Annotated in this window: 21 protein-coding genes; 13 read left to right on the plus strand and 8 right to left on the minus strand. The window is 65.6% G+C overall.

Annotated features, from left to right (window positions below; translation table 11 throughout):
• Window positions 1-87 precede the first annotated feature (87 nt).
• Genes ACPT9U_RS08985 through ACPT9U_RS09005 form a run of 5 tightly spaced genes read right to left on the minus strand, consistent with a single transcriptional unit; the run spans window position 88 to window position 3,503 of the window.
• The gene (locus ACPT9U_RS08985) at window positions 88-1,071 is read right to left on the minus strand and encodes a metal ABC transporter solute-binding protein, Zn/Mn family (protein WP_435750659.1); all 984 of its coding nucleotides are present in this window, start codon (window positions 1,069-1,071) and stop codon (window positions 88-90) included.
• Window positions 1,072-1,091: 20 nt separating this feature from the next.
• Window positions 1,092-1,958: a metal ABC transporter permease gene (locus ACPT9U_RS08990; RefSeq protein WP_435750660.1), complete on the minus strand. Its 867-nt coding sequence runs from the start codon at window positions 1,956-1,958 to the stop codon at window positions 1,092-1,094.
• 57 nt (window positions 1,959-2,015) lie between these two features.
• Window positions 2,016-2,861, minus strand: a complete 846-nt coding sequence (locus tag ACPT9U_RS08995) for a metal ABC transporter ATP-binding protein (protein WP_435750661.1) — start codon at window positions 2,859-2,861, stop codon at window positions 2,016-2,018.
• A gap of 1 nt (window position 2,862) precedes the next feature.
• Window positions 2,863-3,033, minus strand: coding sequence for a hypothetical protein (locus ACPT9U_RS09000; protein ID WP_435750662.1), 171 nt, complete (start codon window positions 3,031-3,033; stop codon window positions 2,863-2,865).
• The gene (locus tag ACPT9U_RS09005; protein WP_435750663.1) at window positions 3,033-3,503 is read right to left on the minus strand and encodes a Fur family transcriptional regulator; all 471 of its coding nucleotides are present in this window, start codon (window positions 3,501-3,503) and stop codon (window positions 3,033-3,035) included. The genes ACPT9U_RS09000 and ACPT9U_RS09005 overlap by 1 nt, the downstream gene beginning before the upstream one ends.
• A 131-nt stretch (window positions 3,504-3,634) precedes the next feature.
• Between ACPT9U_RS09005 and ACPT9U_RS09010 the strand changes: the two genes are divergently transcribed.
• The 4 genes from ACPT9U_RS09010 (at window position 3,635) to ACPT9U_RS09025 (ending at window position 6,980) form a co-directional block, all read left to right on the plus strand.
• Window positions 3,635-4,222 carry a DUF2796 domain-containing protein gene (locus ACPT9U_RS09010; protein ID WP_435750664.1) on the plus strand — a complete coding sequence of 196 codons (588 nt, stop codon included), beginning with the start codon at window positions 3,635-3,637 and terminating at the stop codon, window positions 4,220-4,222.
• 7 nt (window positions 4,223-4,229) lie between these two features.
• Window positions 4,230-4,985 (plus strand): ABC transporter ATP-binding protein, encoded by a 756-nt coding sequence (locus ACPT9U_RS09015; protein ID WP_435750665.1) that lies wholly within the window; start codon window positions 4,230-4,232, stop codon window positions 4,983-4,985.
• Window positions 4,982-6,277, plus strand: a complete 1,296-nt coding sequence (locus ACPT9U_RS09020; protein WP_435750666.1) for an ABC transporter permease — start codon at window positions 4,982-4,984, stop codon at window positions 6,275-6,277. The genes ACPT9U_RS09015 and ACPT9U_RS09020 overlap by 4 nt, the downstream gene beginning before the upstream one ends.
• 94 nt (window positions 6,278-6,371) lie before the next feature.
• Entirely contained in the window at window positions 6,372-6,980 is a 609-nt protein-coding gene (locus ACPT9U_RS09025; protein ID WP_435750667.1) for a DUF3299 domain-containing protein, read from the plus strand.
• A gap of 41 nt (window positions 6,981-7,021) precedes the next feature.
• Here the strand turns inward: ACPT9U_RS09025 and ACPT9U_RS09030 are convergent, their stop codons facing one another.
• On the minus strand, window positions 7,022-7,822 hold the full coding sequence (locus tag ACPT9U_RS09030) for a PA14 domain-containing protein (RefSeq protein WP_435750668.1): 801 nt from the start codon (window positions 7,820-7,822) through the stop codon (window positions 7,022-7,024).
• A 337-nt stretch (window positions 7,823-8,159) separates the two neighbouring features.
• On the opposite strand from ACPT9U_RS09030, the gene ACPT9U_RS09035 reads away from it, so the two are divergent.
• From ACPT9U_RS09035 to pgaD, 3 genes are read left to right on the plus strand one after another with little or no spacing between them, the layout of a single operon-like run.
• A complete protein-coding gene (locus ACPT9U_RS09035; protein WP_435750669.1) occupies window positions 8,160-10,007 on the plus strand; it encodes a tetratricopeptide repeat protein in 1,848 nt (615 codons plus the stop codon).
• Window positions 10,008-10,033: 26 nt separating this feature from the next.
• Window positions 10,034-11,308 (plus strand): poly-beta-1,6-N-acetyl-D-glucosamine synthase, encoded by a 1,275-nt coding sequence (pgaC, locus tag ACPT9U_RS09040; RefSeq protein ID WP_435750670.1) that lies wholly within the window; start codon window positions 10,034-10,036, stop codon window positions 11,306-11,308.
• 41 nt (window positions 11,309-11,349) lie between these two features.
• On the plus strand, window positions 11,350-11,841 hold the full coding sequence (gene pgaD / locus ACPT9U_RS09045) for a poly-beta-1,6-N-acetyl-D-glucosamine biosynthesis protein PgaD (RefSeq protein WP_435750671.1): 492 nt from the start codon (window positions 11,350-11,352) through the stop codon (window positions 11,839-11,841).
• A gap of 5 nt (window positions 11,842-11,846) precedes the next feature.
• Here pgaD and ACPT9U_RS09050 read toward each other — a convergent pair whose 3' ends face one another.
• Window positions 11,847-12,629 (minus strand): enoyl-CoA hydratase/isomerase family protein, encoded by a 783-nt coding sequence (locus tag ACPT9U_RS09050; protein ID WP_435750672.1) that lies wholly within the window; start codon window positions 12,627-12,629, stop codon window positions 11,847-11,849.
• A 180-nt stretch (window positions 12,630-12,809) separates the two neighbouring features.
• Here ACPT9U_RS09050 and ACPT9U_RS09055 point away from each other — a divergent pair, with 180 nt between their 5' ends.
• The 3 genes from ACPT9U_RS09055 (at window position 12,810) to ACPT9U_RS09065 (ending at window position 16,346) form a co-directional block, all read left to right on the plus strand.
• Window positions 12,810-13,118 (plus strand): DUF485 domain-containing protein, encoded by a 309-nt coding sequence (locus ACPT9U_RS09055; protein WP_418363788.1) that lies wholly within the window; start codon window positions 12,810-12,812, stop codon window positions 13,116-13,118.
• Window positions 13,118-14,797, plus strand: a complete 1,680-nt coding sequence (locus ACPT9U_RS09060; RefSeq protein WP_435750673.1) for a cation acetate symporter — start codon at window positions 13,118-13,120, stop codon at window positions 14,795-14,797. Before ACPT9U_RS09055 ends, ACPT9U_RS09060 begins: the two co-directional genes overlap by 1 nt.
• A gap of 250 nt (window positions 14,798-15,047) precedes the next feature.
• Window positions 15,048-16,346, plus strand: coding sequence for a hemolysin family protein (locus tag ACPT9U_RS09065; RefSeq protein ID WP_418363685.1), 1,299 nt, complete (start codon window positions 15,048-15,050; stop codon window positions 16,344-16,346).
• Here ACPT9U_RS09065 and ACPT9U_RS09070 read toward each other — a convergent pair.
• Window positions 16,330-17,007 carry a GntR family transcriptional regulator gene (locus ACPT9U_RS09070; protein WP_418363684.1) on the minus strand — a complete coding sequence of 226 codons (678 nt, stop codon included), beginning with the start codon at window positions 17,005-17,007 and terminating at the stop codon, window positions 16,330-16,332. The two genes, ACPT9U_RS09065 and ACPT9U_RS09070, sit on opposite strands and share 17 nt — an antisense overlap.
• A 329-nt stretch (window positions 17,008-17,336) precedes the next feature.
• On the opposite strand from ACPT9U_RS09070, the gene scpA reads away from it, so the two are divergent.
• The 3 genes from scpA to ACPT9U_RS09085 all read left to right on the plus strand — a co-directional run bounded on the left by scpA (window position 17,337) and on the right by ACPT9U_RS09085 (window position 22,195).
• On the plus strand, window positions 17,337-19,502 hold the full coding sequence (gene scpA, locus ACPT9U_RS09075; protein WP_435750674.1) for a methylmalonyl-CoA mutase: 2,166 nt from the start codon (window positions 17,337-17,339) through the stop codon (window positions 19,500-19,502).
• Window positions 19,503-19,567: 65 nt separating this feature from the next.
• Window positions 19,568-20,614 (plus strand): methylmalonyl Co-A mutase-associated GTPase MeaB, encoded by a 1,047-nt coding sequence (meaB, locus tag ACPT9U_RS09080; protein ID WP_435750675.1) that lies wholly within the window; start codon window positions 19,568-19,570, stop codon window positions 20,612-20,614.
• Between the two features lie 48 nt (window positions 20,615-20,662).
• Window positions 20,663-22,195 carry an acyl-CoA carboxylase subunit beta gene (locus ACPT9U_RS09085; RefSeq protein ID WP_418363681.1) on the plus strand — a complete coding sequence of 511 codons (1,533 nt, stop codon included), beginning with the start codon at window positions 20,663-20,665 and terminating at the stop codon, window positions 22,193-22,195.
• Window positions 22,196-22,203: the final 8 nt, after the last annotated feature.

Here is a 22,203-nt window from a genome sequence, read left to right on the forward strand (position 1 = left end):
CGAGCCCGCGCCCAGGGCCGAAGGCGCGCTACGTCCGTCGCGCCTTCGCCGCCTTTTCGTCCGGAGCTGTCTGGGGCGCGCCCGCCTTCAGTCCTTTGCGTGCAGTGCGTCGCGCAGCGTGGCGAGGTTGGCGCGCATCATCTGCACGTAGCTGGCTGCAGGCCCGTCCGTCGCGGACAGGGCGTCGGAGTACAGTGTGCCGCCCACGCGCGCACCGCTTTCGCTCCGGATGCGCTCGATCAGGCGCGGGTCGGCCACGTTCTCGATGAACACTGCGGGCACCTTCTCGGCCTTGAGCTGGCGGATCAGGCGGGCGACGCCCTGCGCGGTAGGCTCCGCGTTGTTGGACACGCCCACCGGCGACAGGAACTGCAGGCCGTAGGCGCGGCCGAAATAGGCGAAAGCTGCATGCGAGGTGACCACCTTGCGTCGTTCCACGGGCATGGCCTCGAAGGCTGTGCGAATCTCCGCGTCCAGCGCCTTCAACTCGGCATCGTAACGCTCGGCGTTGGTGCGGTAGCGGCCAGCGCCCTCGGGATCGACCTGGCTCAGCGCGTCGGCAATGTTGGCGACGTAGCGGCGCACGTTGCCCACGTCCTGCCAGGCATGCGGATCCATCGCCTTCGTGCCGGCCTTGTTTCCGGCTTCAGCGTGCTCGTGGCCATGGTCGTGGTCATGACCGTGGTGGTCATGATCCTTGTCCATCTCGAGCGTGGTGATGCCCTTGCTGGCAATGGCCACCGTGCCCTTGTAGCCGCCCGCATGTGCCAGTCGCAGCATCCAGTCGTCGAAGCCCAGGCCATTCACGACGACCAGCGTGGCGCTGCCGATGTCGCGTGCGTCCGAGGGGCGGGGCTGAAAGGCGTGCGCGTCCTCGTCGGCGCCGATCAGCGTGCGCACCTTCACACGTTCACCGCCCACCTGGCCGACGAGATCGCCGAGGATGCTGAAACTGGCGACCACATTCACCGGCTGCGCATGGGCGCTGCCGGCGAGCAGGGCGAAGGAGGCGGCGAGCGCATGAAGGCTGCGGCGGATGCGGGCGATGGACGAGTTCCGTTTCATGGTCATTTGGGCTCAGGGTTGGGAAGTCAGGATTCGAGGTGGTGGCGCACCGGCAACCGGCCGGCGAGCAGACCACCCGGTGCGGCGATGAGCGAGGCAAAATAGACCAGCCCGCACATGAGCACGATCGCGGGGCCCGCCGGTACGTCGGCATGAAAGGAGAACAGCAGGCCGGCGATGCCACTGCCGAACGCGAACAGCATAGCGAGCAGCAGCAGCATCGGCAGACCCTTCGCCCACAGGCGCGCGGCGGCCGAGGGCAGGATCATGATGCCTACCGCCATCAGCGTGCCCAGGGCGTGGAAGCCGCTCACCAGGTTCACCACCACCAGCATCAGGAAGCCGTAGTGCGCCACCGGCGACCAGCGGCTCACGCCGCGCAGGAAGGCGGGGTCGAAGCACTCCATGACCAGCGGGCGGAACAGCACGGCGAGGCTCAGCAGGGTGACGCTGGCGATGCCGGCGATCAGCAGCAGCGAGGCATCGTCGAGCGCCAGCACCGAGCCGAACAGCACATGCAGCAGGTCCAGGTTGCGCCCGCGCAGCGACACGATCATCACCCCAGCCGCGAGTGAGAGCAGGTAGAAGGCGGCGAGGCTGGCGTCTTCCTTGAGCACCGAGGCGCGCGTCACCAGACCGGCGGCGAAGACGACCACCAGGCCGGCAACGATGCCCCCCACTGTCATCGCACCCAGCGACAGGCCGAAGGCGAGGTAGCCGAGCGCGGCGCCCGGCAGGATCGCGTGGCTCATGGCGTCGCCCATCAGGCTCATGCGGCGCAGCAGCAGGAATACGCCGACCGGTGTGGCGCCGAGCGCGAGCGCGAGGCAGCCGGCGAGCGCGCGGCGCATGAAGGCGAACTCGGTGAAAGGGGCGATGAGGAAATCGAACACTCGGGTGGCGCTTTTTGCAGGAGGTGAGAGGCGATGGGGTGGGCACGGGGCCGACGGTCAGTGGTGATGGTGCACGTGTCCGTCCCCGTGTTTGTGGGATGGCTGGACAGGGGGGGCGTGCGCTTCCGTTCCGCCAGCGAGTGAGGGTTCGAGCGGGGTCTCGATGTGGCACTCGGGTGCGTCCTCGTCGAAGGCTTCGGACAGGCGCCGGGCGCGCCCGAGCAACTCGGGGGTGAGCACCGCGGCAGTGGGGCCGTAGGCGACCGGCTCCCGTGACAGCAGCAACGCGTGCGGGAAGTGGCGGCGCACCTGTTCCAGGTCATGCACCACGGTGAGGATGGTGCGGCCTTCACGGTGCCAGCCGAGGATCAGCGCCACCAGATCATCGACGGTGCGACTGTCGATGGCGGCGAAGGGTTCGTCGAGCAGAATCAGCGGAGCGTCCTGCAGCATCAGGCGGGCAAAGCGCGCACGCTGTAGTTGCCCGCCCGAGAGCGAGCCGATCGGGCGCGCCTCGAAGCCGGCGAGCCCAACCGCGCCGAGGGCTTCGCCCACGCGCGCACGCTGGCGCCGCGAGAGCCCCCCAAAGGCGCCGATCTCGTGCCACAGGCCCATGGCGACGACGTCGAACACCGAAACTGGAAAACTGTGGTCGATCTCTCCGCGCTGGGGCATGTAGGCTACCCCGGCCGCAGGCAATGCAGACAGTACGATGCGTCCGCCGATAGGGCGCAGTTCTCCGGCGATCCCCTTGAGCAGAGTGGATTTTCCGGCGCCGTTGGGACCGATCACGGCGAGCAGGCTGCCGGCGGGAATTTCCGCCGACAGGTGATGGACCGCAGGGTGGCGATCGTATCCGAGGGTGAGGTTGTCGAGGACGACCATGGGGGCGGCGGCGTGCATTTCAGCCCAGCGCCCACAAGATGGTCAGCCACAGCAGCACCAACGCCGCGGCAACCAGCGCCAGGCGGGCGGGCAGGCCGGCGCCAAGCAGGCTTCGCGCCGGGAAGCTGCGTGCGCTACGTGCTTGCCGCGAGCGGGCGGGTGCAGCCGAAACCGTGGGTGCGGGCTTCATCACTGTTCGCCCTTCTGCGCATGGCGGCCGCAGGCTGCGCACGCGCCATGCAGCACGAGTTCGGCACGTTCGACCGCGAAGCCCGGCGGCAGCGGGGCACTGGCAGGGGTGGGGACGTCCTCGAGACACAGGATTTGCCCACAGCGCTCGCAGTGGAAATGGGCATGGCGGTGTTCTCCGCCGCGGCGGATCTCGAAGCGCCAGGCCCGCTCCCCGCTCGCGATGCGTTGCGCGATGCCCTGCTCGACCAGCCATTCCAGTGCGCGATAGAGCGTCACACGATCGTGCGCGATGTGCTCTCCGTCAAGGGCTGCTGCGATCTCGTCGTGTGAGAGTGGGTGTTGCGAACCCAGCAGAACGTCGATGACCGCGACCCGGGTACGCGTGACCCGCCCGCCATGTGCGGTGATGAGCTCGCGGGCGCTCGCGGGGGGCGGAGGGGGTGGAGTGGAAGGGCGGTAGGCTGGCATGAAAAGGGCGGTCAGCAGCGGTGCTGGCCTGCAGCAGATTTTTGATGCAACATTGTAGCATTAGATTGTGTCGCAGTCGGGCGTTCGCCCGAGCGGCGCCGTGTCGGTCTTGTTCCGGAGGTTGTTCGCTGATGGCTGTCCATTCCTGGCTTTCGAGAAATGTTCTCCCGGCGCTGGCCGGCTTGGGCGTGATTGTCGCGGCCACGCCCTTGCCGGCTAGCGCGCAGCACGCTGCGCATGAGCATGGCGTGGCGCGGCTGAGCGCTGCGCTGGAGGGCGGGGAGTTGCTGCTCGAGTTCCTGACGCCGCTGGATAACCTGGTGGGCTTCGAGCATGCCCCCACGACCGCTGCGCAGCGCCAGGCACTGGCCGATGCCGCGGCGCGCTTGCGCGAAGGGGGGAGGCTGTTCGTGCTGCCCGAGGCGGCCGCCTGCGTGCAGCGCACGGTGGAGATCGAGGCCCCCTGGCTGAGCGAGGTGGAGGGAGCGCGCGGCCACGACCACGACCACGAGCATGAGCATGCCGGAGAGGCGCGCGGCCATGCCGACCTCGTGGCGAGCTATCAGTTTGTGTGCGGGCAGCCTGCGGCGCTGGATACGCTCGATACGCGGCTGTTCGAGTTCTTCCCGCGCCTGCACGAGATCCGGGCCGAGCGCGCGACGCCGCGCGGTCAGGGCGCGACGGTGCTGAGGCCGGGGGCGACGGCGCTGGCGTTCTGAGGCCGCCATGCCTGACCATCCCACCGAAACCGCATCAGGCGCTGCTGCCGAACCAGCCGCGGTGCTGCTCGACGCGCTGCGCTATCGCTGGCCCGGCGCAGACTGCGACTGCCTGAACATCGCCACGTTGAGGATTGCCGCGGGCGAGCGAGTGTTCCTGCGCGGACCCAGCGGCAGCGGCAAGACGACGCTGCTGTCGCTGGTCGGCGGCGTGATCCTGCCCCAAGCGGGGGTGGTGCGAATCGCCGGGCAGTCGCTGGCGGCGCTCTCGGCCGGTGCGCGCGACCGCTTCCGCGCCGATCACGTGGGGTTCGTGTTCCAGCTCTTCAATCTGCTGCCCTATCTTTCCGCGCGCGACAACATCCTGCTTGCCTGCAGGTTCTCGCCACAACGCCGCGCGCGCATTGCGGTGGCAGGCAGCACGCCGGAGGCTGAGGCCTCCCGCCTGGCCGAGCGTCTGGATCTCGGGGCTGCGCTGCTCGATCGGCCCGCGGCCGCGCTCTCGGTCGGCCAGCAGCAGCGTGTGGCTGCAGCGCGCGCGCTGATCGGCCGTCCCGGTCTGGTGGTGGCCGACGAGCCGACCTCGGCGCTCGACGCAGAGCGTCAGCAGGCCTTCATCGACCTGCTGCTGGACGAGTGCGCGGCGGCTGGGGCGGCGCTGCTCTTCGTCAGCCACGATCAGCGCCTGGCGGGGCATTTCGACCGCGTGCTCGATCTCGCCACGATCCATCGTGCTACCGGTTCGATGCAGGCGCCAGCATGAGCCCCGTCTTCACCCTGTCCCTGCACAGCATCGCCAACCGGCGTCTGTCGGTGCTGCTGACCGTGATTGCCGTGGCCTTGTCGGTGGCGCTGCTGCTCGGCGTGGAGCGCCTGCGTAACGATGCGAAGGCGGGCTTCGCGCAGACCCTCTCCGGTACCGACCTCGTCGTGGGCGCGCGCAGCGGGCCGGTGCAGTTGCTGTTGTATGCCGTTTTCCACCTCGGCAGCGCGACCAACAACATGTCCTGGGCGAGTATCGAGCACCTGGCCGCGCTGCCGCAGGTGCAGTGGCTGGTGCCGATCTCGCTCGGGGATTCGCATCGCGGCCATCGGGTGGTCGGCTCCACGGCGGACTTCTTTGCGCACTATCGTCACGGTGACCGTCGCCCGCTGCGGTTTGCGCAGGGGCGCCCCTTCGAGGACAAGCCCGCAGAAGCGGCGGGCATTTTCGAGGTGGTACTCGGCGCGGAGGTCGCGGCGCGGTTCGGCTACGCGCTCGGCCAGCGCATCGTGCTCAGTCACGGCAGCCTGGGCGGCGAGGGTGGGCCGCGATTCGCCGACCACGCCGACAAGCCCTTTACTGTGGTCGGCATCCTCGCGCGCAGCGGCACACCGGTCGATCGTGCGCTGCTGGTGAGCCTGGAAGGAATCGAGGCGATCCATGTCGATTGGCATGGCGGCGCGCCGATCCCGGGACTGCGCATCGCGCCCGAGCATGTGCGCAAGTTCGACCTGCAGCCCAAGTCCGTGACCGCCGCGCTGGTGGGGCTGAAGAGCCGCACCGCGGTGTTCCGCGTTCAGCGCCAGATCAACACATACCCCGACGAAGCGCTCACTGCGATCCTGCCGGGTGCGACCCTGCAGGCGTTGTGGAGCCTGGTCGGCATTGCCGAAAAGGCGCTGCTCGCGGTGTCTGCACTGGTGGTGGCGGTTGGGCTGGCCGGCATGGTGGCGGTTGTGGTCGCCAGCCTGGGCGAGCGCCGGCGCGAGCTCGCGATCCTGCGTGCGCTCGGCGCCCGTCCATGGCAGGTGTTTGCGCTGCTGGCGGTGGAGAGCCTGCTGCTCGCGCTGGCGGGTATCGCGCTCGGGCTGGTGCTGCTGTATGGCGCGGGCGCTGCGTTTGCGCCCTGGCTGTCGAGCGCGCACGGACTGCAGCTGAGCCTGGGCTGGCCGGGTGTCGGCGAGTGGCGCTTGCTGGGGGCGGTGCTTGCGGTGAGCCTGCTCGCGAGTCTGGTGCCTGCCCTGCGCGCGTACCGTTATTCGCTTGCGGACGGGATGACGATTCGTGTCTGATGTCGCCTTGCCGCGGATCTCGCGGTGACCGTCACGCTACGCGGAAGCGCGTGCCGGCCTTCCCCTTCCCCTGTTTGCAGGCAATCGGCCAGGAATGATGAAACGCTCGAAGATGTTGTGCATGGGTCTGCTCGCAGGCCTGCTTGTGATGGCGCTGCCTGTGCAGGCGCAGTCTCAGGGTGCCGGGGAGTACCGGGTCGGCGACCGACTGGCGGCGCCGGCCAGCGCGGCGGCAGGCGAGTATCGCGAGATCAGCTGGGATGACCTGATCCCTGCCGACTGGAACCCCGAGGGCTTTCTCGGCAGCCTGAACCTGGACGAGTTACAGGATGAAGACCCGCGCGCGATGGAGGCGATGCAGCGCCTGCGCGAGGAATGGGACCGCGCCCCGCTGGTGGAACGCCTCGCTGGCGCACAGGTGCGCATCCCCGGCTTTCTCGTGCCGCTGGAGAGTGACGGCGAGCAGATCCGCGAATTCCTGCTCGTGCCGTATTTCGGCGCCTGCGTCCATGTGCCGCCACCGCCTGCCAACCAGCTCATCCACGTGATCCCGGACAAGCCCGTGCCCGGGGCCTGGAACATGCTGCCGGTGTGGGTCAATGGCGTGATGGCGGTGGGCCGGATGGACTCGGAGATGGGCGTAGCGGGCTACCAGCTGCGTGCGCTGCGGGTCGAGGAATATGTGGAGGACTTGCCGGAGTAGCTTGCCTGCATCCTTGCAGGGGAGACGATCGGATAGTCCGCTCAGGTCTTCCTCGCCTGGCGCCCGAGCGCCGTGAATGCAAGCAGCACGAGTGCAAGCGTACCGGGTTCGGGAATCGCGTTTCTGGGGAGTTCCGTAAACAGCCAGTCTGTCGAGATGCTGCGCCAGCCCTGGTCCTGTGGTCCCCACAGGGCGAGGTCGATCACCCCCGCTTCAAGTCGATTGAAATAATCGATCTCGATGCCGTAATAGCCACTGCCCATCATCACCGTAGTGTTGCCATTCGATGCGCTGAGTGCAAAGAGGTCGCGGCCGTTGGTGCTGCCGGCCAGCGTCTCGCGCTCCATGCCGAGCATGCCGTTGGCGCCCATGAGCGAGAACACGAAGCCGTCGTCGACAAAAAGGCTGAAGTCGTACGCGCCAGCTTCCGGGATGTAGAGAAAGCCTGCGAAGCTGGCGGCGTAGTTTGTCTGCGAGCCGGTCTGCTGGACGATCGGAGCCAGTGGTCGCTGCCGGTCATATTCCCAGTGGCCGAGTGCTCCATCACCGATCAGCATGTTGTAGGTCAGGTTGGCGAAGTTCACCGCAGAAGTGTCGTTCACACGGCCGATCAGGGCGGCTGAGTCGTTCGGCAGGCTCTGAACGTGCGCGACGTCGACCGTGCCCCAGATGCCCGTACCCCAGCCGAACGTACCGATGGCGGCTGGGTCGCTGCCGGCTTCGGTCCACATCTGCTGGCTGAAGCGGTAGTCGTCGCGAACCTGGCTCCAGGTTGCGGAGAGCCCGCCGCCTGTTACGTAGGGCGCTGTACTGACAGGAATGAGTTCGAGGGGCGCCGACACCGATGGGGGCACCTGGAGCGCGACCGCAAGAACCGCAAGCGTTTTGATAATTGACGAGCGCATATTGGATCCAGAATTTCTTGTGGATTGGAAACAGTCTGATTCTCGCTGTGCTCGTTTGAGCCCGCGCGGCAATTCGTCACGGACGCGTGCAGTTGAGCGATGGTAGAGGCGCGGCCGTAGGGGCCAAGGGACCCCGCGAGGCGTGCCCGGCGACTCCTGCATGCACACGGGCCGTAAGTGCAGTTTCCTGCAAGGCGTGAATTGTGCCCTGTGCAGATGGTCGCGCTTCCTGCAGGATCGCGCCTTTCCGGCCTTCAGCGCTTGATGTTTCCGCATGCACTTTCTTCGTCCACAGGGCCTCATCTGCCTATTCCTGAGCTCGCTCGCGTTCAGCCACCCCGGCTGGGCCGGCGACGGCATCCCGGGCCCTGTGTCTCCGGCGGTGCACTGGTGGGAGGTGCAGGAGGAAAACGCAGCGAAGATCCGGGCGGGCATCCGCCATCTTGACCAGGACTGGAGCGCGCAACGCTACGCCAAGCTCGATGAGGCGATCGAGGACAACATCGCCCGACTTGCCTGGCTTCGAGGGGAGGGCGGCTTCGCGCCGGTCGAGCGCGCGCTGATGCTCGATCGGGCGCTCGCATTGGCGGCGCGGGGCCGGGACGATGAGGCGGACCGCCTCCTCCGTGAACTGGCCGGACTGGCTCCGCTACCGCCTTACGCGATTCGCGTTGCCGGAGATCTCGCCCTGCGCGCGCGACGCCCTCTGGATGCGATTGCGCTTTATCGGGCCTCACTCGCAGCGAGCCCGGATGAGGTCAGTCTCCACGTGAGTCTTGCGTACGCCTATCTCGAGGCGGGTGAGGATGAGGCACTGGAGCGGACGCTGACGGAGATCGAGCGGATCGATGGCGCAGCCCTGGAGACGCGACTGCTGCGCGCCCGCATGCACCGCTTCAGCGACCGGCCACGCCTTGCGCAGCAGATGCTCGATGCGCTTTCTGAAGAAGAGCGGCACTCGCCCGCAGGAGAGTTGGAGGCTGCCGCGCTCGCGCAGGCGCGAGGCCTTCCAAGAACGGCCCGGGCGGGCTACGCACGCGCTGAGGCGCAAGCGCCAGGAAACGTGCATGCGAAGATCGGTCTGGCCGAAACCGCATGGGCCATGGGCGAGCTCGAAGAGGCCAAGGCCTTGATCGATGAACTGATCGTGACGATGCCCGAGCACCCCGGGGTTTTGCGGCTGCTCAAGGCGTGGGAGTCGGCAGCGAGAGCCCGCCTGAGTCTTGAACTGAACGCCGGTCAGGGACATGGCAGAGTGTCCGGCAAGGACGACCTCAGCACTGACCTCTGGTTGTACAGCCCCTTGCTCGGAAACGGGTTCAGGGTGTTTGCGCATCATCACCGGGTTATGGCGGACTTCGATGAAAACCGGGCCGATCACATCCGTGCCGGCGTCGGTGTCGAGATGACTCGACGAGACTGGAGCCTTGCTGCAGAGCTGGGGTCTGAGCGTACGTTTGCGCGCAAGGCGACCATTTCGCTCCGTGGGGACTGGCAGCCGAGCGACCGATGGGCGTTCCGTGCTGCCTTCGAGTCGCGCGCGGACGATGTATCGGTCAAGGGCCGCTACTATCACCTTGGCGATTTCGGCGCTGACCTGGCAGCGTGGCGGTTTTCAGTGGGTGCAACACGAACGGAAGACGAGTCGCGCCGCCAGTCGATCGATGTCGGCTACTACGATTTCACCGACGGTAACGAGCGGGCGACCCTGAGCGCGACCTGGTTCGAGCGTATTTACAGCGTGCCGCGAAACGCGGTCGACCTTCAGTTTGCGGCCTACACCAGCCGCAACACGCGCACGGACGCGGAGTATTTCAACCCCAAGCGGGACTATGCCCTCTCCGCGACCGTGGTTTCGGATTGGTTGAGCTGGCATGCCTATGAGCGGCGCTTCAACCAGCGGGTCGCCGCGACCGTGGGTGGGTATCGCCAATGGGCTGCAGCTCGCCCCGCGGATGTGGATTATGGCTGGAAAGGCTTTGGCGAACTGCGTTACGAGCATGAGTGGCGCATGGGCGATGACGCCTCTGCGCGCTATGGCCTGGGTGTGCGCCGCTTTCCGTACGACGGAGAGCATGAGACGCGCGCTTACCTCTATGCCTCGCTGGTGTTCCGCTTCTAGCGCCTCAGGCAAAGGATTCCATCGTGATGACGACCGATCTCCTCTCCGAAATCGCCCGGCTGCTGTTCGCCTTTTCGTTCTATTACCCGCTTTTCATGGCCTATCTGTGGATGACGGGCGGTTTGTACTATTACCTCCATTACGAGCGGCGTGACCCCCCGCCGGATCAGCCGCCGCCGCTGCCGCATTACCCGCCAGTGAGCATTCTCGTTCCGTGTCACAACGAGGGGCGGAATGTGGAAGAGACGGTGGCCGCGCTATGCGAACTCGATTATCCGGAGTTCGAGGTCCTGCTGATCAATGATGGCAGCACGGATGACACCGGCGAGCGTGCCGAGGCGCTTGCTCAAGCGGATGCGCGCATCCGGGTCGTCCACCTCGCGAGAAACCAGGGCAAGGCGGTAGGGTTGAACACTGCGGCAGCGTTTGCGCGTCACGAGTATTTCCTCTGCATCGATGGCGACTCGCTGGTCGACAGGAACAGCCTGAAGTGGATGATGCGCCACCTGCTCGCCAGCCCCCGGGTAGGTGCTGTGACGGGCAATCCGCGCATTCGTACGCGTTCCACGCTGCTCGGGCGGATACAGGTCGGGGAGTTCTCCTCGATCATCGGCTTGATCAAGCGTGCCCAGCGGACCTACGGCAAGGTGTTCACGGTGTCCGGTGTCATGGCCTGCTTCCGGCGCAGCGCGCTGCACGATGTCGGCTACTGGAACCCCCATGCCCTCACGGAGGACATCGACGTCAGCTGGCGGCTGGAGATTCGCCACTGGGATGTGCGTTTCGAGCCGAATGCGCTGTGCTGGATCCTGATGCCGGAAACGCTGCAAGGGCTTTGGCGTCAGCGCTTGCGATGGGCCATGGGCGGCAGCCAGGTGCTGCTCGCGCAGTTCGGCGTTCTCGCACAGTGGCGGCAACGCCGCTTGTGGCCAATCTACATCGAATACTTCACCAGTGTCGCGTGGGCGTATGCGATGGCTGCGATCGTCGCGCTGTTCATTGCGGGTTTGCTGCTGGAACTCCCCGAGGCCTTGCTAATCCGGACCCTTGCCCCTGGCTGGAGCGGTCTGGTGATCGGGACGACCTGCCTTTTGCAGTTCGCCGTGAGCATGTTCCTCGATTCGCGTTACGAGCGTGGGTACGGTCGCTACTACTACTGGATGATCTGGTATCCACTGGCCTACTGGGGCCTTAACGTCTGCACCTCGGTGGTGGCGCTGCCGAGGGTTCTCCTGAGAGGAAGGAAGCGCGCAACATGGAAAAGCCCGGACCGCGGGATACGACCGAACGAAGCCCCCTGATCATTGAACGCCCTGACCTGCAGTCATGGCCGCAGAGAGCCTTGTCCGGCGTTCTCACCACCTTCTTCTGGATGGTGTGGCTGGTATTGTGGCTACCGCTGGTCACGCTGGCCGGCTGGGTGTTTTTCGGCTGGCAGTTCAAGTTTCACATGTTCGATCTTGGTGGGGACGAGGGGTTCTTCGAACTGATCGGCGCCTATCTCGTGGTGATCGCCGCCATGGGCATCACCCTGCTTGCGTGGGCCAAGTACAACCACTTGCGCTTCCGCAACGTGGAGCGACGCAAGGCCTTTCCCGCCGTCACGCCTGCCATGCTGCAAGCGAGATTTGGACAAGAGGAGTCTTCTCTGCTCGCCTGGCAGCGACGGCGAATCATGGTCGTCGAGCACGATCCGGAGGGGCGCATCATTTCCGTCCTGCCTCGGGATGAGCGCGATCTTCGTGAAGCGCGCGCTGACTCCGTACATTCGGGTCGAGTGCGCAGCAGCCCCGTTCGCGACGCGGATGAAGAACAAGCCTGCGAAGCCGTCTGAGCAGACTAGCGCCCCGTGAACTGCGGCGTGCGCTTCTCCATAAATGCGGCCAGTCCTTCCCGGTAATCCTCGGTCGCGAGGAAATCGAAGGCCTGACGCCTTTCCTCTGCGCTGAGGGGCTCGCCGCGCATCAGCCGGCGCACCCACTGCTTGTGCCAGCGCGCCACCAGCGGGGCGCCAGCGCGGATGCGTGCGGCGCAGGCGGCCGCCTCGTCGAATACCTTTTCGTCGTCCACCACGCGCGAAAGCAGCCCCTTCTGCAGCGCCTCGCGCGCAGTGAGGATGCGCCCCTCGAGCAAGATCTCCAGCACCACCGCCGGACACACCAGCGCGAGCAGACCGGCCATCTCGCCCGGGTACATCGAGAATCCGAGCCGGTTGATCGGTGCGCCGAAGCGGGCCGATTCGCCCGCGATGCGGATGTCGCAGCAGCCGGCGATCTCCAGGCCGCCGCCGATGCACGCGCCCCGGATGGCGGCGACCGTGGGAACTGCGCAGTCGCGGATCGCGTTAAGGGCGGTCGCGACCAGATCCTCGTGATAGTGCAGGGCGTCATCGACCGTGCTGCGCACGCGAACGAACTCTTCGATGTCGCCCCCCGCGGCGAAGGCCTCCTCGCCGGCGCCGCGCAGGATCACGCAGCGCACGCTGTCGTCGACGGCGATCTTTCCCATGGCGGCAGAGAGTCCGCGCCACATTGCGGCGTTGACCGCGTTCAGCTTGGCCGGATTGTGCAGGGTGAGTGTCGCGATACCGTTCTGGAGTTCGAGATCGATTCGTGTGTTCATCGCATTCGGGATTTTCGATAAATAAAATTTTTCCATACGGACCTGTATGGACTCTTATGGATGATATATCATCCGCTCGCTCGACACGCCGCGTCAGACGGAACGGTCGATCAGAGGAGGGTGGAGGAGGAGCGTTCCAAGCGTTGCTTTTCCACGAGGAGGGAGAAAGTGTCTAGCTCGATGTATGCGCACATACGGCGCAATCCGCGTTTTGCGGAACTGGTGTCCAAACGGACTCGCTTTGCGGGCATCCTTGCGGCGATCGTTCTGATCGTCTTCTACGGCTTCGTGCTGCTCGTGGCGTTCGCGCCCGAAGTCATCGGGACGCGCCTGTTCGAGGGCAGCAACCTGACTTTCGGCATTCTGGCTGGCCTGCTGCAATTCATCTTCTTCTGGATCCTGACCCTTGTGTACGTGCGTCGCGCCAACGGCGAGTTCGACGACATCAACAAGGAACTCGTCAAGGCCGCATGGAAGGAGGAGAAGTGATGAACGCCCGTAAGCTTTCCCTCAGCGCAGCCGGCCTGCTCGCCCTGGCCGCCAGCCCGCTCGCGCTCGCCGCCGGCCCCGCGATGGATGCTGCCGAGAAGCAGCCGCTCAACCTTCACGCCATCGGCATGTTCTTCGTGTTCGTGCTGATGACCCTGGGTATCACCTACTGGGCGGCCAGCCGCACCAAGTCGGCCTCCGACTTCTATACGGCGGGTGGTGGTATCACCGGCTTCCAGAACGGCCTGGCGATCGCCGGTGACTACATGTCGGCGGCCACGCTGCTCGGTCTTACCGCGATGATGTACGCGCAGGGTGTGGATGCGTATATCTACATGCTGTCCTTCTTCGTCGGCTGGCCGATCATCCTGTTCCTGATGGCCGAACGCCTGCGCAACCTGGGCAAGTTCACCTTCGCCGACATCACCGCCTATCGCCTCGACCAGGGTAAGGTGCGCACGATGGCCGCGGTCAGCTCGCTCACCGTGGTGTGCTTCTACCTTGTCGCGCAGATGGTCGGTGCCGGTCAGCTCATCAAGCTGCTGTTCGGTCTCGACTACAACATCGCGCTCGTCGTCGTCGGCGCGCTGATGATGGTGTACGTGACGTTTGGCGGCATGGTGGCGACCACCTGGGTGCAGATCATCAAGGCCTGCATGCTGCTGATCGGCGGCACCGCGGTGGGTCTGCTCGCGTTCAGCCAGTTCGGCTTCTCGTTTGACGAGCTGACCACGCGTGCGATGGAGGTGCACAAGTTGGGTGACAAGCTGCTCAACCCTGGCAGCCTGCTCGCCGATCCGGTCACCGCGATCTCGCTCGGCCTCGGCCTGATGTTCGGTACCGCCGGCCTGCCGCACATCCTGATGCGCTTCTTCACCGTGACCGACGCCAAGGAAGCGCGCAAGTCGGTGCTCTACGCCTCGGGCATCGTCGCCTACTTCTTCAACGTCATCGCCATCATGGGCCTGTGCGCGATCCTCATCGTCGGCCAGAACCCGGAGTTCTTCGAAGGTGGCGTGATCGGTGGCAAGGTCATTGGCGGCGGCAACATGATCGCCATGCACCTGGCGAACGCGGTCGGCGGCAACCTGCTGCTCGGCTTCCTGTCGGCGGTGGCGTTCGCGACCATCCTCGCGGTGGTGGCAGGCCTGGCGCTGGCCGGTGCCTCGGCGATCTCGCACGACATCTACTCGCGCGTCATCATGAAGGGCAAGGCCAACGAAGCCACCGAACTGCGTGTTTCGAAGTTCGCTACCATCGGCCTGGGTATCGTCGCCATCCTGCTCGGCATGGCTTTCGAGAAGATGAACATCGCGTTCATGGTCGCGCTTGCCTTCGGTGTGGCGGCCTCGGCCAACTTCCCGGTGCTGATCCTGTCGATGTACTGGAAGGGCCTGACCACCCGGGGTGCGCTCATGGGCGGCTACTCCGGCCTGGTCAGCGCGGTGATCTTCGTGCTCCTGTCGAAGTCTGTCTGGGTCGACGTGCTGCACTTCGAGTCGGCGATCTTCCCCTACACCCAGCCGGCGCTGTTCTCGATGCCGATCGCCTTCTTCATGACCTGGCTGTTCTCCACGCTCGACAAGAGCAAGGCGGCCGAGGCCGAGAAGGAAGCCTTCGAGGATCAGTACGTTCGCGCCCAGACCGGCGTGGGTGCAGCGACCGCATCGTCGCACTGATCGACGGCGCTGCCTCGCCCGCCCAGCGCGGGTGATGCGCGGCGCGAGACAACGATTGCCTCTTGACAAGCGGGCTTGCCCGCGAACAGGAAGGCATTCGCGGACAGGCCCGCTCCCACGGCACAGCGTGGGGGCGGGCTTTTTCGTTCACGGGCGTACGGCCGCTCCGGTGAGGCTCGAGTGATAGACTCGGGCGCCATCACCCTGTGGTTTTGCCTTCCGGCGGGGCCTTCATCCCAAAGGAGTCGTCGTGCCAATCAACGAGCTTTTCGTCATTCTTCTGCTGATCGCGGTCAGCGCTTTCTTCTCGATGTCCGAGATCTCCCTCGCTGCCTCGCGCAAGATCAAGCTGCGTTTGATGGCCGAAGGGGGACAGGTCAACGCGCAGCGCGTGCTGGCGCTGCAGGACAACCCCGGCAATTTCTTCACTGTGGTGCAGATCGGGCTCAATGCGGTCGCGATCCTCGGCGGCGTGGTCGGCGAGCAGGCGCTCTCGCCCTACGTGGTTGAACTGCTGCGGCCGGTCTACGACGGCTCGATGCGCGATACGGTCGCCTTCATCTTCTCCTTCGTGTTCGTGACCTCTCTGTTCGTGCTGTTCGCCGACCTCATGCCCAAGCGGCTGGCGATGGTGCAGCCCGAGCGTATTGCGGTGGCGGTGGTGCAGCCGATGCAGGTGTGCATGTGGCTGTTCGCGCCGCTGGTGTGGGTCTTCAGCGGGGCCGCAAACCTACTCTTCCGCTGGCTCAAGCTGCCGAGTGCGCGCATCGAGGACATCACCGCCGACGACATCATGGCCATGGCCGATGCAGGGGCACAGGCCGGCGCCCTGCTGCGCCAGGAGCAGCACCTGATCAGCAACGTGTTTGAACTCGACTCGCGCATCGTGCCCTCGGCGATGACCTCGCGCGAGAGCATTGTCTTCCTGACCCTCTCCGAATCGGAGGAGAGCATCCGGCGCAAGATCGCCGAGCACCCGCACGGCAAGTTCCCGGTGTGCGAGGACGGCATCGACAGCGTGATCGGCTATGTGGATGCGAAGGACATCCTGCCGCGCATCGTGCAGGGTCAGGACCTTTCGTTGCGCACCCAGCCGATCGTGCGCAAGGTGCTGATGCTGCCGGATACGCTTACCCTGTTCGAGGCACTGGAGCGCTTTCGCGACGCAAAGGAGGACTTCGCCCTGGTGCTAAACGAGTATGCGCTGGTGGTCGGGCTGCTCGCGCTGCAGGACGTCATGAACACGGTGATGGGCGACCTGGTCAGCCCCTTCCAGGAAGAGCTGATCGTCCGGCGAGACGAGCATTCCTGGCTCATCGACGGCGTCACGCCGATCGAGGACGTCATGCAGGCGCTCGACATCGAGGTGTTCGAGGGCTTCCAGAACTACGAAACGGTGGCCGGATTCCTGATGTACAGGCTGCGCAAGGTGCCCAAGCGCACCGACTTCGTGCTCTACGCCGGTTACAAGTTCGAGGTGGTCGATATCGACAACTACCGCATCGACCAGGTGCTGGTGACGCGCGAAGGGGTCACACCGGCTGCGTAGCGCTGCGCATCTCCGCGATGCGGGCGAGGGCGGCGCGGCCGCTGAGGATGTGCGTGCGCATGTGCTTTTCCGCGCGCGCGCTGTCGCGTGCGAGCAGCGCCTCCATGATGTCGCGGTGCTCGGCCAGCGATTGCTCCAGCCGTCCCTCCGAGAACAGGGAGTGATGGCGGGACAGCTTGATCACCTTGCGCAGGTCCTCGATCACGTGCAGCAGCCAGCGGTTGTCCGCGATCTCCTGCAAGGCGAGGTGAAAGGCCTGGTTGGCCTCGAAGAAGCGGTCGATGTTGCCCTTTTCGGCAGCCTTCTCCAGATCCGCATGGATACCGCGCAGACGGACGAAATCCCCCTCGGTCGCCTTCGTCGCCGAGAGACGTGCGCATTCGCCTTCCAGCATCGACATGACGCTGAACACTTCGTCCAGATCGCGCTCGGAGATTTCGGTGACGTAGCAGCCGCGGCGCGGCTTCAGCGTCACCAGGCCTTCCGAGGCGAGGACCTTGAGCGCCTCGCGCAACGGGGTGCGCGAGATGCCATACTGCTCGGCCAGCGCCTGTTCGTCGACCCAGGTGCCGGGAGGCAGTTCGTGCGAGAAGATGCGCTGCCGGAGGCGTTCTGCGACTTCCTGATAGAGGGCGATCGGCGCGATGCGTGACGCGTTCATGTGCGGTGTTCGGGCGTGTGCGGTGGAGGCGGGAGCAATGGCTGTCGTTCTTCGACAACTCCCCATTGCGTCCATAATTATGGATAAAGTATTATTTTATAGCTGAGCAAGTCAAGTTCCAGTGCACCGCGCGTCTTGGGAGGCGTCGGCCCCGGTCGATGAAAGGAGAGGGGGCGCGGCGGATGCCGGAACGTCGACGGCCGCTCGCGGCAGGTGCCGCGGGCGGCCCCGTCGTCGAAGAGAGGGAGTATGCGTCCTTCTGAACAGCGACGGTGCACCCATCCATGTCCTACGCAGGCAGCGACCGCTGCCGAATCGAAGAGGTTTTCATGTCGAACGCCAACGAGCCCGTCTATCCCCAGCCCGATCTCGAGGCCTGGAAAAAAGCCGCCGCCAAGCAGGCCCCTGGCGGTGACATCGAAAAGCTCAACTGGATCACGCCCGAGGGGCTGACCGTCAAGCCGCTGTACACCCGGGCCGACACCGAAGACCTGCAGCATGCCGACACGCTGCCCGGTTTCGAGCCCTTCCTGCGCGGCCCGCAGCCCACCATGTACGCCGTCAAGCCGTGGACCATACGCCAGTACGCCGGCTTCTCCACCGCGGAGGCGTCCAACGCCTTCTACCGCAAGGCGCTCGCCGCCGGCGGCCAGGGCGTGTCGGTGGCCTTCGACCTGGCCACCCACCGCGGCTACGACTCCGACCACCCGCGCGTGACCGGCGACGTCGGCAAGGCCGGCGTGGCGATCGATTCGGTCGAGGACATGAAGATCCTGTTCGACCAGATCCCGCTCGACAAGGTGTCGGTGTCGATGACCATGAACGGCGCCGTGCTGCCCATCCTCGCCGGCTACATCGTCGCAGCCGAGGAGCAGGGCGTCAGTCAGGACAAGCTCTCGGGAACGATCCAGAACGACATCCTCAAAGAATTCATGGTGCGGAACACCTACATCTATCCGCCCACCCCGTCGATGAAGATCATCGCCGACATCTTCGGCTACACCGCGCAGCACATGCCGAAGTTCAACAGCATCTCGATTTCCGGCTACCACATCCAGGAGGCGGGCGCGAACCAGGCCATCGAGTTGGCCTTCACGCTCGCTGACGGTCTGGAATACGTTCGCACCGGCATCGCCAGCGGCATGGACGTCGACACCTTCGCCGGCCGCCTGTCCTTCTTCTGGGCGGTGGGCATGAACTTCTACCTTGAGATCGCCAAGATGCGCGCAGCGCGGCTGCTGTGGTGGCGCATCATGAAGCAGTTCAATCCGAAGAGCCCCAAGTCGATGATGCTGCGCACACACTCGCAGACCTCGGGCTGGTCGCTCACCGAGCAGGACCCGTACAACAACGTCGTGCGCACCACCATCGAGGCCATGGCCGCGGTGTTCGGCGGCACCCAGTCGCTGCACACCAACGCGCTCGACGAAGCCATCGCGCTGCCGACCGAGTTCTCCGCCCGCATCGCGCGCAACACCCAGATCATCATCCAGGAAGAGACCCATATCTGTAACGTCGTCGACCCCTGGGCGGGCTCCTACATGATGGAGACGCTCACCCAGGACATGGCCGACAAGGCCTGGGCGCTGATCGAGGAGATCGAGTCCATGGGCGGCATGACCAAGGCGGTCGAATCCGGCTGGGCCAAGATGAAGGTCGAAGAGTGCGCCGCTGACAAGCAGGCACGTATCGATTCGGGCAAGGACGTCATCGTCGGGGTGAACAAGTACAAGCTCGCCAAGGAAGACCCGATCGACATTCTCGACATCGACAACCACGCGGTGCGTGAGGCCCAGATCGCCCGTCTGAACAAGATCCGCTCGACACGCGACGCGGCTGCGGTACAGACCGCGCTCGACGCGCTGACCCGGTGCGCCGAGACGAGCGAAGGCAACCTGCTCGACCTCGCGGTCAAGGCCATCCGTCTGCGCGCCACCGTGGGCGAGATCTCCGATGCGCTGGAGAAGGTCTTCGGCCGCTATCGTGCCAACCCGCAAGCCGTGTCCGGCGTCTATGGAGCCGTCGTGGAAGAACAGGAAGACTGGAAGGCCCTCAAGGCCGACATCGAGGCCTTCATCGCCGAGGAAGGCCGCCGCCCGCGCGTGATGATCGCCAAGCTCGGCCAGGACGGCCACGACCGCGGCGCCAAGGTGGTGGCCTCGGCCTTCGCCGACCTCGGCTTCGACATCGACATCGGCCCGCTCTTCCAGACCCCGGAAGAAGCCGCCCGCCACGCGGTCGAGAACGACGTGCATGCGGTCGGCTGCTCCAGCCTCGCCGCTGGCCACAAGACCCTGGTGCCGGCCGTCATCAACGAGCTCAAGCGCCTCGGCGCGGACGACATCATCACGTTCGTTGGCGGCGTGATTCCGGCGCAGGACTACGACACGCTGTATGCTGCCGGCGCGAAGGGAATCTTCGGCCCGGGCACGCCGATTCCGGCCGCTGCTCGCGAGGTGCTCAAGCAGATCCGCGCCGCTCGCGGCAAGGCCTGAGTTTGCGCAACCCAGGCCCCGGTCGGCTCGTCCCGCCGACCGGGGCCGCGCGATATCCGTTACCGATGCCGATGAACAAGCCCGAACTGCGGCCCTCCGCCATGTCCGCCGCCGCCGCCGAGCCGCTCGATGCCGTCGATCAGGTACTGGTCGATGGCGTGCTGGCGCGCCAGCTGCGACCGCTTGCCAAGACCATCACGCTGATCGAATCGCAGCGCGAGGACCACAAGGCGCGCGCACGGCAGGTGATTGAAAGCCTGCTGCCGCATACCGGCGGGGCGATGCGGGTGGGTATTTCCGGCGTCCCCGGGGTGGGCAAGTCCACCTTCATCGAGGCGCTGGGCCTGTATCTGATCGAGCAGGGCTTGCGCGTGGCGGTGCTTGCGGTGGACCCATCGTCGTCGGTGACCGGGGGCTCGATCCTCGGCGACAAGACGCGTATGGAGTTGCTGTCGCAGAATCCTGCCGCCTTCATTCGCCCCAGCCCCTCGGCCTGCAGCCTGGGCGGCGTGGCGGAGAAGACGCGCGAGACCCTTCTGGTGTGCGAAGCGGCCGGCTTCGATGTGATCATCGTCGAGACGGTGGGCGTGGGCCAGAGCGAGACGGCGGTGGCGGGCATGACCGATATCTTCTGCCTGCTGCAACTGCCCAACGCGGGAGATGATCTGCAGGCGATCAAGAAGGGAATCATGGAGATTGCCGACCTGATCGTCATCAACAAGGCCGACATCGACCCCTCCGCGGCGATGCGCGCGAAGTCACAGATCAAGACCGCGCTGCACATGCTGCGTCCGGCCAGCCCCAACTGGACGGTGCCGGTGCTGACGCTCTCCGCGCTGAAGAAGGAAGGCATCGCCGAGTTCTGGAACACGGTGTCGGCGTACCGCAAGGCGCTGACCGCCTCCGGCGAGTTCGATGCCAAGCGCCGCCACCAGGCCCTGGCCTGGATGTGGGAAATGATCGATTCCGGGCTGCGCAGCCGTTTCCGCAGCCATCCACGCGTGCGCGAGGAGCTTCCCGTCCTCGCGCGCGCAGTCGAGGAGGGGGGAAGTACGCCCGCGGCCGCAGCCCTGCGCCTGCTCGGCCACCTCCAGACCCGCGAACAGGGCTGACGGCGCAGCCGGTCGGCCAAACTCAAGATCTGACAGGAGATCACACTCATGCAAAACATCATTCGCCAGCTCGAGGAGAAGCGCGAACTGGCCCGCCTCGGTGGCGGCCAGAAGCGCATCGACGCGCAGCACCGCAAGGGAAAGCTCACCGCGCGCGAGCGCATCGAGCTGCTGCTCGACGACGACAGCTTCGAAGAGTGGGACATGTACAAGGAGCACCGCTGCACCGAGTTCGGCATGGACGCCGACCACATCCCCGGTGACGGCGTGGTGACCGGGTACGGCACGGTCAACGGTCGGCTGGTGTTCGTGTTTTCGCAGGACTTCACCGTGTTCGGCGGCTCGCTGTCGGAGACCCACGCAGAGAAGATCTGCAAGGTCATGGACCACGCGATGAAGGTCGGTGCGCCCGTGATCGGGCTCAACGACTCGGGCGGCGCCCGCATCCAGGAGGGGGTCGACTCGCTTGGCGGCTATGCCGACGTGTTCCAGCGCAACGTGCTGGCCTCGGGCGTGATCCCTCAGATCTCCCTGATCATGGGGCCCTGCGCCGGCGGTGCGGTGTATAGCCCGGCGATGACCGACTTCATCTTCATGGTCAAGGACTCGTCCTACATGTTCGTGACCGGCCCCGAGGTCGTGAAGACCGTGACCCACGAGGAGGTCACGGCCGAGGAGCTGGGCGGCGCGATCACCCACAACACCAAGTCGGGTGTGGCCGACCTCGCGTTCGAGAACGACGTCGAGGCCTTGATGATGACCCGCCGTCTGGTCGGCTTCTTGCCCGCGAGCAACCGCGAGAAGCCGCCGGTCATCCCGTGCGCCGACCCGGCCGATCGCATCGAGATGTCGCTCGACACCCTGGTCCCGGAGAATCCCAACCAGCCGTACGACATGAAGGAGCTGATCGTCAAGATGGTCGATGACGGCGATTTCTTCGAGCTGCAGCCCGATTACGCCAAGAACATCATCATCGGCCTGGCACGCATGGAAGGCCAGCCGGTGGGTATCGTCGCCAACCAGCCGCTGGTGCTGGCCGGTTGCCTCGACATCAAGAGCTCGATCAAGGCTGCCCGCTTCGTGCGCTTCTGCGACGCCTTCAACATCCCGGTGGTCACGCTGGTGGACGTTCCGGGCTTCATGCCCGGCACCTCGCAGGAGTACGGCGGCATCATCAAGCACGGCGCCAAGCTGCTCTATGCCTACGCCGAGTGCACCGTGCCCAAGGTCACCATCATCACCCGCAAGGCCTACGGCGGTGCCTACGACGTGATGTCGTCCAAGCATCTGCGCGGTGACGTCAACCTCGCCTGGCCGAGCGCCGAGATCGCGGTGATGGGCGCCAAGGGCGCGGTCGAGATCATCTTCCGCGAAGAAAAGAACGACGCCGAGAAGCTCGCCCAGCGCGAGGCCGAATACAAGGCGCGTTTCGCCAACCCCTTCGTCGCGGCGCACCGCGGCTTCATCGACGACGTGATCATGCCGCACAACACCCGCAAGCGCGTGTGCCGTTCGCTGGCCATGCTGCGCGACAAGCAGCTGGACAACCCGTGGCGCAAGCACGGCAACATCCCGCTCTGATCCGCGTA

This window comes from Thauera sp. AutoDN2 (assembly GCF_051280715.1).
In the GTDB taxonomy this organism is placed as follows: domain Bacteria; phylum Pseudomonadota; class Gammaproteobacteria; order Burkholderiales; family Rhodocyclaceae; genus Thauera.

Coding starts and splice junctions, on each gene's coding strand:
- ACPT9U_RS09015 (WP_435750665.1), top strand. CDS start 4,230: ATGCCTGACCATCCCACCGAAACCGCATCAGGCGCTGCTGCCGAACCA.
- ACPT9U_RS09070 (WP_418363684.1), bottom strand. CDS start 17,007: ATGAACGCGTCACGCATCGCGCCGATCGCCCTCTATCAGGAAGTCGCA.
- pgaC (WP_435750670.1), top strand. CDS start 10,034: ATGACGACCGATCTCCTCTCCGAAATCGCCCGGCTGCTGTTCGCCTTT.
- ACPT9U_RS09060 (WP_435750673.1), top strand. CDS start 13,118: ATGAACGCCCGTAAGCTTTCCCTCAGCGCAGCCGGCCTGCTCGCCCTG.
- ACPT9U_RS09000 (WP_435750662.1), bottom strand. CDS start 3,033: ATGAAGCCCGCACCCACGGTTTCGGCTGCACCCGCCCGCTCGCGGCAA.
- meaB (WP_435750675.1), top strand. CDS start 19,568: ATGCCGATGAACAAGCCCGAACTGCGGCCCTCCGCCATGTCCGCCGCC.
- ACPT9U_RS08995 (WP_435750661.1), bottom strand. CDS start 2,861: ATGCACGCCGCCGCCCCCATGGTCGTCCTCGACAACCTCACCCTCGGA.
- ACPT9U_RS09035 (WP_435750669.1), top strand. CDS start 8,160: ATGCACTTTCTTCGTCCACAGGGCCTCATCTGCCTATTCCTGAGCTCG.
- ACPT9U_RS09050 (WP_435750672.1), bottom strand. CDS start 12,629: ATGAACACACGAATCGATCTCGAACTCCAGAACGGTATCGCGACACTC.
- ACPT9U_RS09085 (WP_418363681.1), top strand. CDS start 20,663: ATGCAAAACATCATTCGCCAGCTCGAGGAGAAGCGCGAACTGGCCCGC.
- ACPT9U_RS09020 (WP_435750666.1), top strand. CDS start 4,982: ATGAGCCCCGTCTTCACCCTGTCCCTGCACAGCATCGCCAACCGGCGT.
- scpA (WP_435750674.1), top strand. CDS start 17,337: ATGTCGAACGCCAACGAGCCCGTCTATCCCCAGCCCGATCTCGAGGCC.
- ACPT9U_RS09055 (WP_418363788.1), top strand. CDS start 12,810: ATGTATGCGCACATACGGCGCAATCCGCGTTTTGCGGAACTGGTGTCC.
- ACPT9U_RS09025 (WP_435750667.1), top strand. CDS start 6,372: ATGATGAAACGCTCGAAGATGTTGTGCATGGGTCTGCTCGCAGGCCTG.
- ACPT9U_RS09005 (WP_435750663.1), bottom strand. CDS start 3,503: ATGCCAGCCTACCGCCCTTCCACTCCACCCCCTCCGCCCCCCGCGAGC.
- ACPT9U_RS09010 (WP_435750664.1), top strand. CDS start 3,635: ATGGCTGTCCATTCCTGGCTTTCGAGAAATGTTCTCCCGGCGCTGGCC.
- ACPT9U_RS08985 (WP_435750659.1), bottom strand. CDS start 1,071: ATGACCATGAAACGGAACTCGTCCATCGCCCGCATCCGCCGCAGCCTT.